We start from the raw sequence: 17,913 nt of genomic DNA on the forward strand, positions 1-17,913 counted from the left end.
CCTTGTATCAGTTTTCAAAAATGAAATTAGGCACATTCAAAAAAATAACAAGTCAATATTCTAGTTTATTTTGTACAATACTGCTTCAGCAGATTGGTCTAATAGCTCGCTATTAAACCAATTTGCTTCCTTCCTTGATGCAAAATATGCATCGCATCTTGGACTTGTTATTTTCTTTCATGTGCCTTAATTGAAAACTATTCTATAGATAATCTTTTTTCTGAGTATTTTTGTACTTGCGTTAAGATTGTACAGAACAATAGATAAATTAAGCCTACTTCACAATATAAAACAAGTGGTTCATATGTTCTTGCAACAATTCTTTGAGTTTCCATAAACATTTCAGTAACTGTTATGTTAGTAGCTAAAGATGTATCTTTTACCAAGCTGATAAATGAATTAAAAAGTGGTGGAATTGATACTTTAGCAGCTTGTGGAAGAATTGTTTTTACAAGTGTCTGTATATAATTCATACCTAATGAATAACTAGCTTCCCATTGTCCACTTGGAACTGACAAAATTGCTGCCCTTATTGTTTCTGAACTATAAGCACCTACATTTAACGAAAAGGCAATTATAGCTGATGGAATAGGTTCAATCTTTATTCCGGCACTAGGTAAGCCGTAAAATATAATAAAAAGCTGAACCAATAGTGGAGTTCCTCTAAATATCCATGCATAGAATTTTGCTATTTGTTTTAAAATTCTATGTTTTGAAATTTGAATTAAAGCAACTATCATAGCTATTAATAATCCTATTGCAAAAGAAACTAGTGTAAGAGGAATTGTATAAATAATTCCGGCTTTAAACATAGGAAAAAAAGAGCTTTTTATAATTTCAATAATACGATTATCAATAACCATAAAAGTTATCCTCCTTTAATTATTTAGTAACATTAGTTCCAAAGTATTTTTCAGATATTTTTTGCAAAGTTCCATCTTCATTTAACTTAGCTAAAGCATCATTAACTGCCTTTACAAATGAATCATTACCTTTACGCATTAAAACTGCATTTTCACTTGCTTTGTCAAGGGTATCAGTAATCTTTAAAGGAGCATCTGGCTTTTGTTTTAAGTAATCATAAAAAGTGACATCATCATTTACTGTTGCATCAGCTCTGCCATTATTAATAAGATCTATTGATTTACTAAATGTTCCATCAGTATCTACTAACTCTGCACCATAACCTTTAGACATATCGGCAAAGTTACTTGTTAATCCTTGTGCAGTTTTTTTACCTTTTAAATCTTCAAATGATTTAATATCTTGATTGTTTTTTTCAACAATTAATACAGCTCTTGTTACTGTATATGGTGTTGAAAAATCGTATTTTTGTTTTCTTTCATCAGTTATGCCAACTTGATTCATAACTACATCATAACGCTCAGAATCTAAACCAGCTATGCATGAATCCCAAGGTGTTTCTACAAATTCAGCTTTTACACCAAGTTCTTTTGCTATTGCTTGTCCAATTTCTACATCATATCCAACCAATTCATTTTTATCATTGTGATATGTGTAAGGTGCATAGGCACCTTCAGTACCGATTTTTAAAGTGCCTCTGTCTTTAATTTCTGCTAATAAATCTTTACTTTTGTTATCGTTAGTTGAAGCTTGCCCAGAATTACTGCATCCGATTAATCCAATTGATAATACCCCTACTAATAATAAACTAATTAAATTTTTCTTTTTCATTATTTACCCCTCCTACAATTCCTATCGGTTTAGTATGTTTTGCAGTTATCGTACTATAAAATTTGTAATGTGTCAATATTTTTTTGAATTGTTTTAATAAAGAGAAAGGAGTTAAAAATGCTAAACAAAAAGATGTAATAAAAAATAATATTGACAAATATAATATCAAATACTAAAATAAGCCTAATAATTACTAGTAAACAAATAAGAATAATATAAAATGAATTTTATTATAGTAAATATAATAAAAAGAAAACACATAATAAGGAAAATTTTTAGATATTTGATAATAAAATTTAAACTATATAGTGTTCAATATAGATATTTTAATAAAAATACAGTTAATGCAAAAATGGGAAGAGGAAGAATAAACAATGATTATACTGCTGGCTATACATAGATAGAGCAAGCTCACAAAATGTGTTATACTTGATTCGCAATGGTAATTTACTGTGGAACAACTAAATAATTTTTATATAGATAAATCAACACTATTGCTAACTAGAAGAATTGGCAGTGAGGACAGAATAATTATGAAGAATTTAATAAAAAGGATAATACAAAATAAAGAATATAAGAGAATATTGACATTCGTAGTTATACTCTATATTTTTCGAGTTAATTACATAAAGAGGATGTTATTTCACACTACAAGTATATCAACAATTAGTCAATATGGTTTATTGATTCTAACTATATTAGGGGCAACTGTACTTATGGGAACTTTATTATTTGTTGCAATTAAGGTTTGCAATATGTTTTATACAAGGAAGAATGTACCTAAAGTAAAAGGAAAAGAATGGTCACTTGGATTTAGAGAATTAAAATATTTTTTAGTAGATAGGAAAAATTGTAAAATTTGTGAAACAAAAATGAAAAAAATTACGAGTGAAGAGTATAAAGGTATAGAGAGGAATATAAGTATGGATGGGTATGCATCAGATGTAGAAAGGTATGAAGTTAAAATTTCTTATTATTGTCCAAAATGCAATAAAAAATTTTCTTTAGAAGAATTGGTAAAGGAAACAGAATAATTATGAAGATGAACTAGGTAATTTTACTATAGTTAGTGATGATACGATGGAATTATATGAAAGATATTCACAGGAAACTAATAATAAGATTTATGGTAAATTGCTAAAAATATTATTTTATAGGATAAGAATTAATAAAATGTCGAAATTTATCAACATATATTATGACAATATGTTATAATATTTATATATATAAACGAAGGAGGAAAATAATGATAAAAGAATGTAAAAAAGGCCACGATGTAAATATAAGAAAATTTGGCGTTCAAACAAATGTAATTTTACCATTTGCAATTGATAGTAGTGATGGCACAGGTTCTATAAGATGTAAAACGGATAAATGTGAATTCATTGATGTATGTGAATATAAAGATTATATAAAAGACTAAGATAAGACCTTTATTTTTATTTGAAATAAAAATGTTTTTAAGTGTCTTTTAGTTTATATAGAGTGTTATATAGTATCTTTAAATGTGATATGGTGTTTAAATCGAGTAAAAGTATTAAGATATTAAAGTGAAGTTAATAAATAGTATGTAGTAATTTGAGAAGATGAACCTAAAAGAAGGGAACATCTTCTTTTTATTTAATTTAAACGCTATGTTTTAAAACCGTGTTGATATTGTTATATAAACATATTTACATATACAAATGTGTTTAATTAATTTACAATAGTAAAATATAGTTCTGTTAATTAGAACTATACTATAGGTAAAACAAGGATTTTAAAGAATATAAAATAAAATAACTATATTTGGGAAAATTTTATGTGGAATTTTAATAAATATTTATTAATAGGTGATTATTTATGAATACAATTATGAAAAGACGTTCTATAAAAGCAGGATTGCCTCCAGGAAGTCTAATATACACTGGAGAAAAAAAGAGTGAAACAATTCAAATAAAGCTATTCAATTATACTGTAGATAGATTTGAGGAAAAAGTAATTGATTTAAATGATGTAAGTTTGTTGCATACAGAAAAATCTAATGTACATTGGATTAACGTAGAAGGCATTCATGATGTCAATACTATTGAAAAACTTGGTAGGTGTTTTGGGATTCATTCTTTAGTATTGGAGGATATTCTAAATACTGGGCAACGTCCTAAGATAGAGAATTATGAGGGGTATACTTATATTGTTGTAAGAATGTTATTCTATGATAATGAGTTGGGCGAATTTACCACTGAACAAGAAAGTTTCATACTTGGTGAAAACTATGTTATTTCTTTTAGTGAAAGAAAAATAGAAACATATAATACAGTGCGTGAAGGTATTAGACAAGGAGTAGGACGTATTAGGAAAATGGGTGCAGATTACCTGATTTATAATTTGCTTGATGCAATTGTTGATAATTACTTTGTTGTACTAGAAGAATTGAGTGAAAAGATTGAAGATACAGAAGATGAGTTAGTATCAAATCCTTCAAAGAGTACATTGCAAGTCATTCACAAATTAAAAAGACAAATGTTATATTTGCATAAATCTGTATGGCCGTTACGGGAAGTAGTCAATTCTCTAGCGCGAAGTGAAACACCGTTAGTTAAAGACTCTGTGGATATATATATAAGAGATTTATATGACCATGTAATTCAGGTAATGGATACTACTGAAACTTTAAGGGATATATTGTCTAGTATGTTGGACATGTATCTTTCCAGTGTAAGTAACAAGATGAATGAAATAATGAAAGTTTTAACAATTATATCTACTGTTTTTATACCACTATCATTTATTGTTGGGTTATATGGAATGAACCTTACAAATATGCCAGAATATAATTGGCCATGGATGTATCCAGTAGTATGGATAATCATGATTTCTATTGCAACTTTAATGCTTATTTTCTTTAAAAAGAAAAAATGGTGGTAAGTATAATCTAATACTAATGAGTGTTCAAAATGCACCTAGTTAATTTGTATGTAGATGACCTAAGAAAGTGTCCAGATGGGTTTATTATTGCAAGAAGTTATGATGAAGCTATTTGAGAATTTAAATACTAGTAAAATAAATATCTTGTTATTAGATCATGACTTAGGATTAGATAAAAATAATGGTGTAGGAAGTAATTTCTACTCCTTTTTTGTGCTGTAAAAGCATGACTTTTAGAAGAATGATTGAAAGGGTTGTTGGTAGAGGATCACATTCATCATACAGTATGGATAAAGTTAGACTTTCACTATAAAAAATTACTGAATTAATTAATAAGAGGAAGAACCTCTTCTTTTTATTTATCATAATATAAAGGGATTAATAGAAAAACAGGATATAAGAGAAAATAATGGTATTATATGATATAATAAGGCGAAAAATAATAATAAGGGGTAAACAAAATGAAAAGATTAAGATTAACAAAAGTAATAGCTAGTGCATTAGTAATAGCTTCAGTAATGGCATTGAATCCAATAGGAGCAAGTGCATCATGGAAACAAAATAATACAGGTTGGTGGTATACAGAAGGAAGTTCATGGTTTACAGGTTGGAGACTAATTAATTCAAATTGGTATTATTTTAAGTCTAATGGATATTTAGTTCAAAATGCATGGATGTGTGATGGATATTATTTAAACTTAAATGGAGTATGGACAGAAACAGCTAAATATGCAAGAAAAGATATAATAAAAAATGGTATTGCTTGTTGTGAGTCAGGAAAAGTATGTTATGAAGCAGGAGATCAATCAAATTTAAAAGTAATTAATAGTGAACCATGCATATATACTTGGGATAAAAATGAAGTATCAAGATATATTGGTATGAACACTTTAAATGTATATGATTGCAATGGAAACAAAGTAGATAAGGTGACTCTAAATTCTAGTGGTGCCGAGAGTCAAACTTCATCTAAAAATATGACTTCAGAAAAAGCCTTAACAATATTGAAAAAGGCTTATCCAGATTATACTTATATTGATGGTGGAGAATTAGATACTTATTACGCAACTGGAGAATCAGCATATAGATTTACTTTCAGAAAAGGTAATGATAAATATATTGGATGGGTATTAATGAATGGACAATATGTTTTTAGATTTGTTGGTTAAAAAAAGTAGTATAATAGCAATTAATTACACAAAAGAGGTAAATTCATGGAAAAACTATCAAGAATAAAGAAAAGTATATTATGCAAATTATATGGAATAATATGGAGAGAACAATTCATTCTTATTTTGCTGATAATTCTTGTTTGGCCAGTAGGAGTATATCAGATGTGGAAACAGAGCCGTTGGAATGATATAGTTAAATGTATCATAACATTATTTTGTATAATTATCACAATTATAAAATTACAAAATTTAAACTGAAAAAATAGTTAGAATTGTAGTACATAGATTAATTAATGTTTATATTAAAAAGCACTTGCAGAAATTTCTGTAGGTGTCTTTTGTTATACAAAAAATCAAGAAAAAAGATGATATATAGAATGAATATAATAGATGTAATAATGGATCTATGTCTACCATATTGACATAGATCCATTTAGGTATTAGAGAAAGTATATATTACAGTATAAACTTTTCAATTCCTAAAGCTATACCGTCATTATGTACTGTATCAGTAACTTTCTTAGCATAGATCTTAATTTCATCGCTAGCATTTCCCATAGCTATTCCACATCCAACCGTAGATAACATTTCTATATCATTTTTTCCATCACCAAAAGCATAACTATTTTCTATTGGAATATTTAAATAATCTAATGCTTTTAAGATTCCTGTAGCTTTTGTATTTCTTTTTGAATAAAACTCAAAAGATTTTTCTTCTTCATTATAAATACAATCATAATCATCATTTTCTAGAGATAAACAATAGTCGATACCTTTTTCATCTTTGCATAGCGTTTCTACTTTATAAGTATCTATATTTTCAATATCATAATTACCTTTTAAATATTTTCTAGAAATACTGAAGTTATCAAAATATGAATAAAATTCTTTATAGTCTTCTTTCATATATGAATATATTTCTCCTTGTAAAATATATTGAATGTTAAGTTCTTCAAAATTATCAGATATTTCTTTTACAAAATCTTTATAAAGTGGTTCTTTATAAATAAGTTTATCTTTAACTTTTACTTGCGCTCCGTTTGTAAGAATAAAACCATCAAATCCAAAGTTTAACAAAGCTTCACTTAGAAATGCATAAGGTCTACCTGTTGCAATAAAAACATAATCTCCATTTGCTTGTAATGCACGAATTGCTTTTTTTACTTTAGGAGTAATATCTGTTAACCCATTTAAACAATCTATTAATGTTCCATCTATATCAAAAAATATTGCTTTTTTCATAATTCTATCTCCTTTTATTTTAATAGGATCTGTTAAGTTATATGAACATCGCTTTTCTTAGGCACATGAAATAAAATATACAAGCATACTGGTCTATTATTTTTTTGAATGTGCCTTAATTCAAGTAAATATAATAATTTGGCAAAAATTAAAATATCATATTGAAGTAGAAAATAAATGAACAAAACAAATATAAAATTTTATTGTTAATTATAATTTTTGATAAAACTCTATTTTTTCGTTTGACGGTCCTATTAATGTAAAAAACTTAACTTCGTTTTTACAAAAATGTCGATATTGAACCTCATCATCTAACAAATCATATCCTCTAGTTTTAGCTTCTTTAAATGCTTTTTCAATATCAGAAATATTTATTGACATATGATCTATTGCTTGTATTTTTTCTTTAGCATTCAATGTTTCATTAGTTTGAATTATTATATCTTTAAATTGAAGAAATGCCACTTGCTCATTTGCTTCTATATTAAAAGTTTTTAATATAGTTTCAAAGCCTAAATCTAAATAAAATTTTATGGTTTTTTGCAGATTAGTAGTTGGAATTACTATATGTGCAATTCCTGTAAGATCATTTAATATTGACATGGTTTTTCTCCCCCTTTATAAAATTACAATTTGTTAAGTTATAGGAACATTGGTCTTCTTAACTTAAGTGAATATAATAAGTTCGTAAAAGTTATACTATAGTTATAGTTTATTATCATTCAATACAGTTTGTTACTAATTAATCTCATTTTAGGACATTTATTCGTGATTGTCAATTAGTTTTATTGCATTATTGTATTATGACTGTTACAATAAGAACAAACGGGAATGAATTGGAGGAAATTATGTTTATTGAAGAAAGGTATAAATATATTTTAGATTTACTAGAAAAAGATGGGAAAGTATTAGTTAAAGATTTAAGTTCACAATTTAATATTAGCGAAAGCATGATTAGAAAAGATCTTCAGGTGCTAGAGAAAAAAAACTTATTGCAACGTACTTATGGTGGAGCTATTAACATAAAACGTACAATTGTAAATTGTGAAAGTTTTCTTAAAAGAGTAGAAAAAAATACTGATTTAAAAAAGATCATTGCAGAAAAAGCATATGATCAAATAAAAGAGAATGATACAATTTTTTTAGATGCATCAAGTATTTCTTATATTCTTGCAAAACTACTTGTAAAAAGTAATAAAAATATAACCTTAATTACAAATATGTTTGAGATCTCATCAATGATTCCTTTAGATTCAAAAATACATTTTATTTTTATCGGTGGAGATTATAATACTCTTGTAGGTGGAAGTATAGGTTCTCATTCTATTGAGCAAATTAAACTTTATCGTTGTAATAAAGCATTTATAGGATGTAATGGAGTAGATCTTGGGACTGGAAGTATTAGTGTTGGTGTATCTGAAGATGCAAATACTAAGAAGACTATTATGCGTATATCGAAAGAGCTATATCTAATGGCACTAAATGAAAGATTTAATACAGATGGAATTTTCATTTTTTCTAATATAACAGATTTTAATAGTATTATTACAGAAGCTTCACCAAGTAATACTATAAGAACTCTCCTTGAACAATATGATGTAAAGTTAATTTAACTAAAAAATTATGACTTCATATGAAGTCATATGAAGTCATATTAAAGTGTTTTTATGTTGTCATACAATAGGAAATGATTAAAATCAATTCTACTGTACAAATTAGAGCATATAAACATAGAAGAAGGCTAAAAAGCTAGTAGACTTAATTAGATTACAAAAGTCTAAATTTGACTTCTTATGCAGAATATAGAGACTAAGTAATTTATATAGAAGTAATTCGAGAATAGATTATTCACCTCTTAAAAATTTCCAATTTGAAGGATTAGAGTAAATAGATAGGAAAAAGCTTTTAAATAGAGGTTAGAGACGTATTTTTGAGAAGTCAACCTTACCATATTAAAATATTTTTTCTAAAATTTACATAAAAATATTGACAAACTATATACATTTATGATACTTTTTGAAAAGTATACTTTTAATTTAGTTCAGCGAAACTAAGAAGGGGGAAAATATCATGAATAATAAATTATCAAATAATGAACATGACTTTGTAGATGTTACAGAAAAGGTTCCTTTAAGGAGGGCAATTCCATTAAGCATCCAACATTTATTTGCAATGTTTGGAGCATCAGTTCTAGTACCACTTATTTTCAGAGTTGATCCAACAACAGTTCTATTTTTTAATGGTGTAGGTACATTATTATACGCATTTATCACTAGAAAAAAGATTCCAGCTTATTTAGGTTCAAGCTTTGCTTTTATAGCGCCGGTATTATCATTATATAACCAAGGGTATGATTTTCAAACTATACAGGGTGGTTTTGTAGCTGCAGGGGTAGCTTTTTCAATAATAGCAATTATTGTAGGATATACTGGTATGGGATGGATTAATAAATTATTTCCACCAGCAGCAATGGGAGCAATAATAGCAATAATTGGTTTAGAGCTAGCTGGTAATGCAGCTGATATGGCAGGATTTCCAGTAGGAGGAAGTAATTCACCGACTTTAAATACAACGTGGGTAATTGTATCAATGGTAACATTAATTACAGTAATTTTATGTAATGTATTATTAAAAGGATTTTTAAAAGTTATACCAATATTAATAGGAGTAGTAGTAGGATATATTACAGCATATTTTATGGGACTAGTAGATTTTAATTCAGTAAATAATGCAAGTTTCTTTGCAACACCTAATATAAAATTAGCTCATTTTAATATCAATGCAATATTAACAATATTACCAGCAACATTTGTAGTAATTGCGGAGCATGTAGGACACTTAAAAGTTACTAGTAGTATTGTAGGAAAAGATTTGACAAAAGATCCAGGACTTCATAAATCTTTACTTGGAGATGGATTATCAACTATTATTTCGGGAATGTTTGGCTCAGTGCCTACAACAACTTATGGTGAAAACATAGGAGTCATGGCATTAACTAAGGTATATAGTGTATATGTAATTTGTGGAGCTGGATTAATATCAATAATTTTAGGATTTTCAGGAAAAATGTCAGCACTTATTAGCACAATTCCTACACCAGTTATAGGGGGAGTTAGTTTTCTATTATTTGGAACAATAGCAACATCAGGATTAAGAACGTTTATTGAAGAAAAAGTTGATTTTGCTAAATCTAGAAACCTAATACTTACTTCAGTAATATTTATAGTAGGATTAAGTGGAATAAAATTGACACTTGGAAATATGGAGATGAAAGGAATGGGACTAGCTACAATTGTAGCCATTGTATTAAGTATAAGTTTTATAATATTTGATAAACTTGGTATAATGAACGAAACAGAATAAAACAAAAGAAGTTAAAGATTAAAGAAGTATTGTTAATTGGATAAATTTAAAATGGACCCTATGTCAAGGACATTTTAAAAAAGAGTATTAAGATTCTAAAAGATAATTTCTGTATTGTACAGGAGTTATCTTTTTTATTTTAAGAAAAATTTCTAGTAGTAGAAATTGGAATACTAAATGGTTATAATATAATTATACATTTATGGGATAAATGGTAAATACAAAATGTATTAATATAATTTGCTGCTTGTTTAGAAATAAGTTAATTTAACATGAAGATTAAAGGAGAGTATTTATGAAGAAAAAAGATGATAAACAAAGAGCTCAGGAAGGTAAAAATAAAAAAAGATTATTAAGTATTAAAACTAAGATAATTGGGAGTTATATAATTGTATTAGGGTTTATGATAATTGTTGGAGGAATATGTATTTATCAATTGAATAGAGTTAAAGCAGAACTTGGAACAACTCAAAACATAATTGATAATGCAGCAGTACAAACAGTAACCAAGCAAAATATGAGAACATCTATTGGAGTGGTTGAAGGCTCAGTAAGTAAGTGTACAAATATTACTATTATAATTTCATTAATTGGATTTTTAGTTACATTGGGGTTAGCAGTAGCAATTATTAAAGGAATACTTAAACCATTAAAAGAATTAAGTACACTTGCACATTTGTTAAGACAAGGAGATTTAACAGCCAAACTTGAAGGAAGCTATGATAAAGAAATAGGAGATGTTGTAGATAATTTAAATGATGCAATAAGTGCTAATAGATCAATGGTGGGGAATATATACACATATTCAAAGTTATTAATAAAGTCAAGTCAAGAACTTAACATAATTGTTAAGAAGATTAATGGTAACATTGTAGATGTAAATTCTTCTACTCAAATTATATTTAAAGATGTTGAACAATTAAGTGCAGTTTCAGAAGAAGTTAATGCTTCAACGCATGAAATAGCTACTACAGTATCTGGATTAAATGAAACTGCAGGAAAAGATAATGAATCAGCAGAAGCTATTAGAAGCAAGGCAATTAAAGTTAAACAAAAAGGACAATCTGCTGTAGAAAATGCAAGAAAAATTTACAATGAGAAAATTGAAAACGTTACTAAAGCCATAACACAAGGTAAAATAGTAGAGGATATTAAAATGATGGCTAATGTAATAGCTGAAGTTTCAGAACAAACTAATCTTTTAGCACTAAATGCATCTATAGAGGCGGCTAGAGCAGGAGAACAAGGAAAAGGATTTGCAGTAGTTGCAGATGAAGTAAAAAAATTAGCAGAACAAAGTAAAGAGACAGTTGACCAAATAAAGGGTGTTATTAGTGAAGTTCAAAGTGCATTTAATAATTTAAGTGACCATAGTAAAGATTTATTAATTTTCTTAGAACAAGATGTCAATAGTGATTATGAATTACTAATTGAAACAGCAACAAGCTATGAAAAAGATTCTAAATTAATCACTGATATGGCAGAGAAAATTCAAAATACAAGTAAAAATATTGAAGAAATTATTATTCAAATAAGTGAAGGAATTAATACGGTAAGTTCTACAGCAGTAGAAACTTCATGTAAATCACAAGATATACAAATAAATGTTGAAGAAGTTACTAGTGAAGTTGGAACTATTGTTGAAGCAATAAATAAGCAAACTGAACTTGCAGAAGAACTTAAAGACGTTATTAATGTATATAAAATCTAAGAAATGCAAAATTAGAAATTAAAAAGATTTGGCAAAAAAGGAGAGTATCACAGACTTTTAACAGAATAAATATACTTAAGAGTCCTGGAGTAGTTGATACTATTGATAATGTATCAGCTACTTTTTCATTGCCAAGAATCTTTAAAAATTAAAATCAACAAATAATTGCACAGAGCATTATAAAAGTATATAGAGATATTACTATTGAATGTTACAGATTTTTTGAAAAAAGTTTTAATAGTCTATTGACAACTTCTGTAGCTGTAACTATAATGGTTACGGCAGGAGGGATTAAGTATGAAAATAAGTAGTAGATTCTCTGTAGCAGTTCATATACTATCAATATTATCTATGGAAAAAGAAAAATTGTGTACTTCAGAATGGATTGCTGGTAGTGTAAATACTAATCCGGTAATTATTAGAAGAGTTACTGGAATGTTAAAAAAAGCTGGTATGGTTAATGTGAATTCAGGGAGTGGCGGAGCATATCTTTTAAAGCCCATAGAAAATATTACTTTACTAGATATATATAAGGCAGTAGATGTAGTTGAAGATGGGCAGCTTTTTCAAATCCATCAAAATCCAAATCCAAAATGTCCTATAGGTGCTAATATTCAATTTGTACTAGAAATTATATTAATTAAAGCTCAAGGGGCAATGGAGGATGTATTAAAGAATGTTACAATGCAGGATATTATTGAAGGGCTGTTAGAAAATATTGAGAATTGTAAAATAAATAACTAGTCAAAGATTCTTAGAATTTTTTGAACTAGACAAGGAAGTGAAGGCAAGTTAGCTAATACTGCTGTTATTACTTGCATTTGCTGACTCAGTATAGCATCAAAAAGACAAGAAGACATTAGTTATTTATTTAGAGATGTCTTAAGTGGAATCCATTTAAAAAATTTCCAACATCGATGTAATTGTTGTAGTTACGTGGATGTTGGAAATTTTTCTGTGTTTTTATGTAATCTACTTATTTTCTCCAAAATACTCTATAAACTTTTGGGCCATAGATGAAATATATTTATCTTTTATCCATATTGCGCTTACCTTAGTTATTAATTTATCATTATTAATTTCTTTATAAATTAGATTATCATTTCCACCAAGGCCAAAGGCAGATTTAGGAATTATGCCAATGCCAAGGCCTGCATTTGCCCATAAAAGAGTGGTGCGAGCATCATCGTTCTTACAGAATATTTCTGGTTCAAAACCTTGTTCTAGGCAAGTTTCATGTATTAATTGTTCAAATCTACGGTATATAATTAAAGGTTTTTCTTTTAACTCTTCTATGGTTATATAAGAGTTTTTTGTTTTGAAGTAATAATTTTTTGATATTACAGCTATCATAGGCTCAGCCTCTGCATATTTGCAATGAAATTTTGAAGAGTTAAAAGGAGTTCGTACAATACCTACCTCTATAATACCTCTGTTTAAAAGCTCTAATATTTTAAAGGTATTGCCTTCGTGTATTTCAAACTTTACTCCTGGATAGTTTTTTCTAAAGTCTGAGATTTTATCATTGAGTAAAACAGAACCAGATGATGAAACAGTACCTATAGATAATTTACCTTTAAACCCCTTTTTAAAATCATTTATTTCATTTATGGTGGAGTCTGACAGTTCTAATATTTGTTCAGCTCTATCTTTTAAAATATTACCAGCATCAGTTAACTCGATATGTCTTGGTCCTCTTTCTATAAGTTTTACACCAAGCTCATCTTCAAGATTTTTTAATTGTTGACTTAATGGTGGTTGAGCCATATTAAGCCTTTTAGCAGCAGAAGTTATTTGACCTTCTTCTACAATGGTTAAAAAATACTTTAACTGTTTTATATCCATAAACATATTATCTCCAATCCATATGATTTTCGTATATAAGTGATACAAATTAAATATTATTAATATGGTAATTTCTATGTTAAAATCATAACTGATAAATATTTCATAGTCAATATAGGGTGATTGCATTGTTGAAAATCCCTATATTATTCAAGAAAGGAGATTACACACTTGTTTAAACTTATATCCTTTTTAAAGCCTTATAAAAAAGAATGTATTGTTGGACCAATATTTAAATTATTTGAGGCTATTTTAGAGTTGATTTTACCAACAATTATGGCTCTTTTAATAAATAATGGAGTTACTAATAGGGACAGTTCTTATGTAATTAAAATGGGAGGAATTATGCTGTGCATGACAATCTTTGGATTTTGTAGTTCTCTTGTGTGCCAATATTATGCAGCTTGTGCTTCACAAGGCTTTGGTACAGATTTACGTAATGCTATATTTAAGCATATAAGCTCTCTTTCTTATACTGAAATAGATAAGTTTGGTAGCTCATCACTTATAAATAGAATTACTAATGATGTAAATCAATTGCAAATTGCAATAGCACTACTTATAAGACTTGTTATACGTGCACCATTTATATGTATAGGCGCTACAATAATGGCAATGATATTAGATTTTAAGTTATCTTTAATTTTAATTTCATCAACACCTTTTTTTGCATTAATATTATATTTTTTTATAACTAAAACTTCACCATTATATAAAAAATATCAGAAAAATTTAGATGAATTATCTCTTATAATAGGTGAAACTTTAAGAGGAGTAAGAGTTATTCGTGCTTTTTCTAAGATATATAAAGAGAAGAAGAGATTTAAAGAGAAAAATGATGATTTAACTCATACCTCTATTAATGTTGGTAAAATATCAGCGTTATTAAATCCATTAACATCATTTGTTATGAACAGCGCTATCATAGTTTTATTATGGGTAGGGGCTTTTCAAATTAATAGTGGAACTTTATTGCCAGGAACAATAATAGCTTTTGTAAATTATATTACTCAAATTTTACTTGCACTTATAGTTGTTTCAAATCTTATTGTTTTATTTACTAAGGCTTCAGCTTCAGCAGGACGTATTAATGAACTTTTTGAAACAGATACATCCATTATTGAAAACATAGGAAGTGTAAATGAAAATTCTGATATAAATACATCTGCTATTGAGTTTAATAAGGTTTATTTTAACTATAATGAAGCTAGTGATATGGTATTAGAAAACATTTCATTATCAATAAATAAAGGAGAAACTGTAGGAATTATAGGAGGAACAGGTTCAGGTAAATCTACATTTGTTAATTTAATACCAAGATTTTATGAAGTTAATGCAGGAGAAATTTTGGTTAATGGTATAAATGTTAAGAAGTATCCTTTAGATACACTAATAAGTAAAATAAGCATGGTGTCTCAAAAAGCTGAATTATTTACTGGAACTATTGAGGAAAACATTAGATGGGGCAATTTAGAAGCTTCAGAGGATGAAGTTATAGAGGCTTCAAAAAAGGCACAGGCCCATGAATTTATAATCAAACTTCCGGAGGGTTATAAAACTAAAGTAGAACGTGGTGGAGCTAATTTTTCAGGAGGACAAAAGCAGAGACTTACAATAGCTCGTGCTTTAGTTAAAAATCCAGAAATACTAATTTTTGATGATTCCTTTAGTGCTTTAGATTTTATAACTGATGCTGCATTAAGAAAGGCTATTAAAGACAACTCTAATAATATGACCATAATAATTGTTTCTCAAAGGGCAAGTACTATAAAAAATTCAGATAAAATTATTGTATTTGATGATGGACAAGTGGTTGCCTTAGGTACACATAGAGAGCTTATAGAAAGCTCAGAAGTATATAAGGAAATCTGCTTATCTCAACTTTCAAGTGAGGAGGCAATTAAATGAATAATACATTAATAAGAATATTTAAATATATAGGAGAGAGAAAGGGTCTTTTATTTATATCTATAATTTTTACCATAATAAGTGTTACTACAAATTTAATAGGTCCTATTTTAATAGGTAAATCAATTGATAATATGATTGGAAAAGGAAATGTTAATTTTAAAGAAGTATTTAACATAATTTTTATATTAGCAGTAGTTTATATATGCAGTAATCTTTTTAATTGGCTATTGAGTTATTTTTTAAATCTTATAACCTATAAAACTGTAAATTCCATGAGAGAACAGCTTTTTAATAAGATTAATCTCCTGTCATTAAAATTTTATGATGGTAATGCTCATGGAGATATTATAAGTAGATTTATTAATGATATAGATACAGTTGGAGATGGACTTTTACAGGGAATGTCATCTTTATTTATAGGAGTTGCTACAATTATAGGATCTATAGCCTTTATGCTTTCTATTAATTTTGTTATGACCTTAGTGGTTATATTATCTGCACCAATAACATTTTTTGTGGCAAGGTTTGTAACTAAAAAATCTAAAAAGATGTTTTCAAAACAAGCAAAGACATTAGGTGAGTTAAATGGATATGCAGAGGAGATTATAAGGGGGCAAAAGGTGGTAAAGGCATTTAACTATGAAAAGCACTCCTATGATAGGTTTAAAGCAATTAATGAACAGCTCTATAATTCAGGAGTTAAGTCGCAATTTTATGGTTCTCTTGCAAATCCATCAACTAGACTTGTAAATAACATAACCTATTCCATAATAGGAATAATAGGTAGCATTGTTGCTATTATGGGAAAAATAACTGTTGGTGGTATATCAAGTTTTCTTATATATTCTACTTTGTTTTCAAAGCCTTTTAATGAAATAACAGGGGTGCTAACTCAAATACAGGCAGCTATTGCTTCAGCTAATCGTGTATTTTCTATAATTGATATGGAAGAAGAGCAGGATTATATAGAAAATTTAGTTAATATTGAAGAGTGTAGAGGCCATGTAACCTTTAATAATGTTTCATTTGCATATGATAAAAAAAATCCACTTATAACAAATTTGAATTTAGATATAAAACCAGGTAGTAGAGTTGCTATTGTAGGAAAAACAGGAGCAGGAAAAACAACTCTTGTAAATTTATTAATGAGGTTTTATGAAGTTAATGAGGGACAAATATCTATTGATGGAATAAACATTCAACATATGAATAGAGATGATTTAAGACAAAGATTTGGAATGGTTCTTCAAGATACATTTTTATTTTCAGACACTATAGGTAATAACATTGCTTATGGTAAACCTGAAGCTTCAAAAGATGAAATTATTAAAGCAGCAAAAGGAGCAGAAGTTCATAGCTTTATAAGACGTTTACCAAAGGAATATGATACTGAGATAACTTCATCAGGAGATAATTTATCACAAGGGCAAAAGCAACTTTTAACTATAGCCCGTGTAATGCTTGCTGACCCACCAATGCTTATATTAGATGAGGCTACAAGCAATATAGATACAAGAACAGAACTACACATACAAAAGGCATTTGAAAGAATAATGGAAGGGAGAACAACCTTTATAATAGCGCATAGACTTTCTACAATTAAAGAGGCAGATATAATTTTAGTTATGGATAATGGGAACATAGTTGAGAGTGGAACTCATGAAGGTCTATTAAAAAAGAAAGGACACTATGCTAGGATTTATAATAGTCAGTTCCAAGTAAACTAAGTTAGAATTAGCAGTTAATAAATATGTAAAATCAAATATAAAAAAGATTAAAAATTGAAGTAAAGGATATTTTTAATATTTTTATTTGAAGCTGTTTTAAAACCGTGTTGATATTGTAATATAAGGCTCATGGACAGTGGAATTCACCTTTATATTAAAATATCAACACTATTTTAAAACATATTCATATTTATAAATGATAAATGGAAATAAGGAGATGCCAATATATAGATAATGATATATGCATACTATAATAGTGCAAAAATGCTTGAATAATTTTACAATTGAATAAAATAAAAAAACATTTATGATAAATCCTTGTTATAATTGAGTTCTCACA

General features: G+C 27.8%; 16 protein-coding genes. 11 read left to right on the top strand and 5 right to left on the bottom strand.

The window, feature by feature from the left end; translation table 11 throughout:
• Positions 1 to 197: 197 nt before the first annotated feature.
• Both BM027_RS10890 and BM027_RS10895 read right to left on the bottom strand, forming a co-directional pair.
• On the bottom strand, positions 198 to 863 hold the full coding sequence (locus BM027_RS10890) for an amino acid ABC transporter permease (RefSeq protein WP_090091653.1): 666 nt from the start codon (positions 861 to 863) through the stop codon (positions 198 to 200).
• A gap of 19 nt (positions 864 to 882) precedes the next feature.
• Positions 883 to 1,695, bottom strand: coding sequence for an amino acid ABC transporter substrate-binding protein (locus tag BM027_RS10895; protein WP_090091654.1), 813 nt, complete (start codon positions 1,693 to 1,695; stop codon positions 883 to 885).
• Between the two features lie 635 nt (positions 1,696 to 2,330).
• Between BM027_RS10895 and BM027_RS10910 the strand changes: the two genes are divergently transcribed.
• The 5 genes from BM027_RS10910 to BM027_RS18810 all read left to right on the top strand — a co-directional run bounded on the left by BM027_RS10910 (position 2,331) and on the right by BM027_RS18810 (position 5,771).
• Positions 2,331 to 2,729, top strand: coding sequence for a hypothetical protein (locus BM027_RS10910; RefSeq protein ID WP_242943316.1), 399 nt, complete (start codon positions 2,331 to 2,333; stop codon positions 2,727 to 2,729).
• A 212-nt stretch (positions 2,730 to 2,941) separates the two neighbouring features.
• Positions 2,942 to 3,118 carry a hypothetical protein gene (locus BM027_RS18235; RefSeq protein ID WP_175559970.1) on the top strand — a complete coding sequence of 59 codons (177 nt, stop codon included), beginning with the start codon at positions 2,942 to 2,944 and terminating at the stop codon, positions 3,116 to 3,118.
• 419 nt (positions 3,119 to 3,537) lie between these two features.
• Positions 3,538 to 4,602 (top strand): magnesium/cobalt transporter CorA, encoded by a 1,065-nt coding sequence (corA, locus tag BM027_RS10915; protein WP_090091656.1) that lies wholly within the window; start codon positions 3,538 to 3,540, stop codon positions 4,600 to 4,602.
• A gap of 29 nt (positions 4,603 to 4,631) precedes the next feature.
• Positions 4,632 to 4,718 carry a cyclic-phosphate processing receiver domain-containing protein gene (locus tag BM027_RS18805; protein ID WP_341465523.1) on the top strand — a complete coding sequence of 29 codons (87 nt, stop codon included), beginning with the start codon at positions 4,632 to 4,634 and terminating at the stop codon, positions 4,716 to 4,718.
• A 345-nt stretch (positions 4,719 to 5,063) separates the two neighbouring features.
• Positions 5,064 to 5,771, top strand: a complete 708-nt coding sequence (locus BM027_RS18810; RefSeq protein ID WP_090091657.1) for a hypothetical protein — start codon at positions 5,064 to 5,066, stop codon at positions 5,769 to 5,771.
• Positions 5,772 to 6,230: 459 nt separating this feature from the next.
• Here the strand turns inward: BM027_RS18810 and BM027_RS10930 are convergent, their stop codons facing one another.
• Positions 6,231 to 7,016, bottom strand: a complete 786-nt coding sequence (locus BM027_RS10930) for an HAD family hydrolase (protein ID WP_090091659.1) — start codon at positions 7,014 to 7,016, stop codon at positions 6,231 to 6,233.
• A 210-nt stretch (positions 7,017 to 7,226) separates the two neighbouring features.
• Positions 7,227 to 7,619: a VOC family protein gene (locus tag BM027_RS10935; protein ID WP_090091660.1), complete on the bottom strand. Its 393-nt coding sequence runs from the start codon at positions 7,617 to 7,619 to the stop codon at positions 7,227 to 7,229.
• 245 nt (positions 7,620 to 7,864) lie between these two features.
• Between BM027_RS10935 and BM027_RS10940 the strand changes: the two genes are divergently transcribed.
• The 4 genes from BM027_RS10940 to BM027_RS10955 all read left to right on the top strand — a co-directional run bounded on the left by BM027_RS10940 (position 7,865) and on the right by BM027_RS10955 (position 12,834).
• On the top strand, positions 7,865 to 8,629 hold the full coding sequence (locus BM027_RS10940) for a DeoR/GlpR family DNA-binding transcription regulator (protein WP_090091661.1): 765 nt from the start codon (positions 7,865 to 7,867) through the stop codon (positions 8,627 to 8,629).
• Between the two features lie 457 nt (positions 8,630 to 9,086).
• The gene (gene uraA, locus BM027_RS10945) at positions 9,087 to 10,379 is read left to right on the top strand and encodes a uracil permease (RefSeq protein ID WP_175559971.1); all 1,293 of its coding nucleotides are present in this window, start codon (positions 9,087 to 9,089) and stop codon (positions 10,377 to 10,379) included.
• A gap of 295 nt (positions 10,380 to 10,674) precedes the next feature.
• Positions 10,675 to 12,090 carry a methyl-accepting chemotaxis protein gene (locus tag BM027_RS10950; RefSeq protein ID WP_090091663.1) on the top strand — a complete coding sequence of 472 codons (1,416 nt, stop codon included), beginning with the start codon at positions 10,675 to 10,677 and terminating at the stop codon, positions 12,088 to 12,090.
• A 297-nt stretch (positions 12,091 to 12,387) separates the two neighbouring features.
• Positions 12,388 to 12,834, top strand: a complete 447-nt coding sequence (locus tag BM027_RS10955; protein WP_090091664.1) for an Rrf2 family transcriptional regulator — start codon at positions 12,388 to 12,390, stop codon at positions 12,832 to 12,834.
• Positions 12,835 to 13,062: 228 nt separating this feature from the next.
• Here the strand turns inward: BM027_RS10955 and BM027_RS10960 are convergent, their stop codons facing one another.
• Positions 13,063 to 13,935: a LysR family transcriptional regulator gene (locus BM027_RS10960; protein WP_090091665.1), complete on the bottom strand. Its 873-nt coding sequence runs from the start codon at positions 13,933 to 13,935 to the stop codon at positions 13,063 to 13,065.
• Between the two features lie 171 nt (positions 13,936 to 14,106).
• On the opposite strand from BM027_RS10960, the gene BM027_RS10965 reads away from it, so the two are divergent.
• Both BM027_RS10965 and BM027_RS10970 read left to right on the top strand, forming a co-directional pair.
• Positions 14,107 to 15,843 carry an ABC transporter ATP-binding protein gene (locus tag BM027_RS10965; protein ID WP_090091666.1) on the top strand — a complete coding sequence of 579 codons (1,737 nt, stop codon included), beginning with the start codon at positions 14,107 to 14,109 and terminating at the stop codon, positions 15,841 to 15,843.
• A complete protein-coding gene (locus BM027_RS10970) occupies positions 15,840 to 17,573 on the top strand; it encodes an ABC transporter ATP-binding protein (protein WP_090091667.1) in 1,734 nt (577 codons plus the stop codon). Before BM027_RS10965 ends, BM027_RS10970 begins: the two co-directional genes overlap by 4 nt.
• The last annotated feature ends 340 nt before the right edge of the window (positions 17,574 to 17,913 follow it).

This window comes from Clostridium uliginosum, from assembly GCF_900112485.1.
In the GTDB taxonomy this organism is placed as follows: domain Bacteria; phylum Bacillota; class Clostridia; order Clostridiales; family Clostridiaceae; genus Clostridium; species Clostridium uliginosum.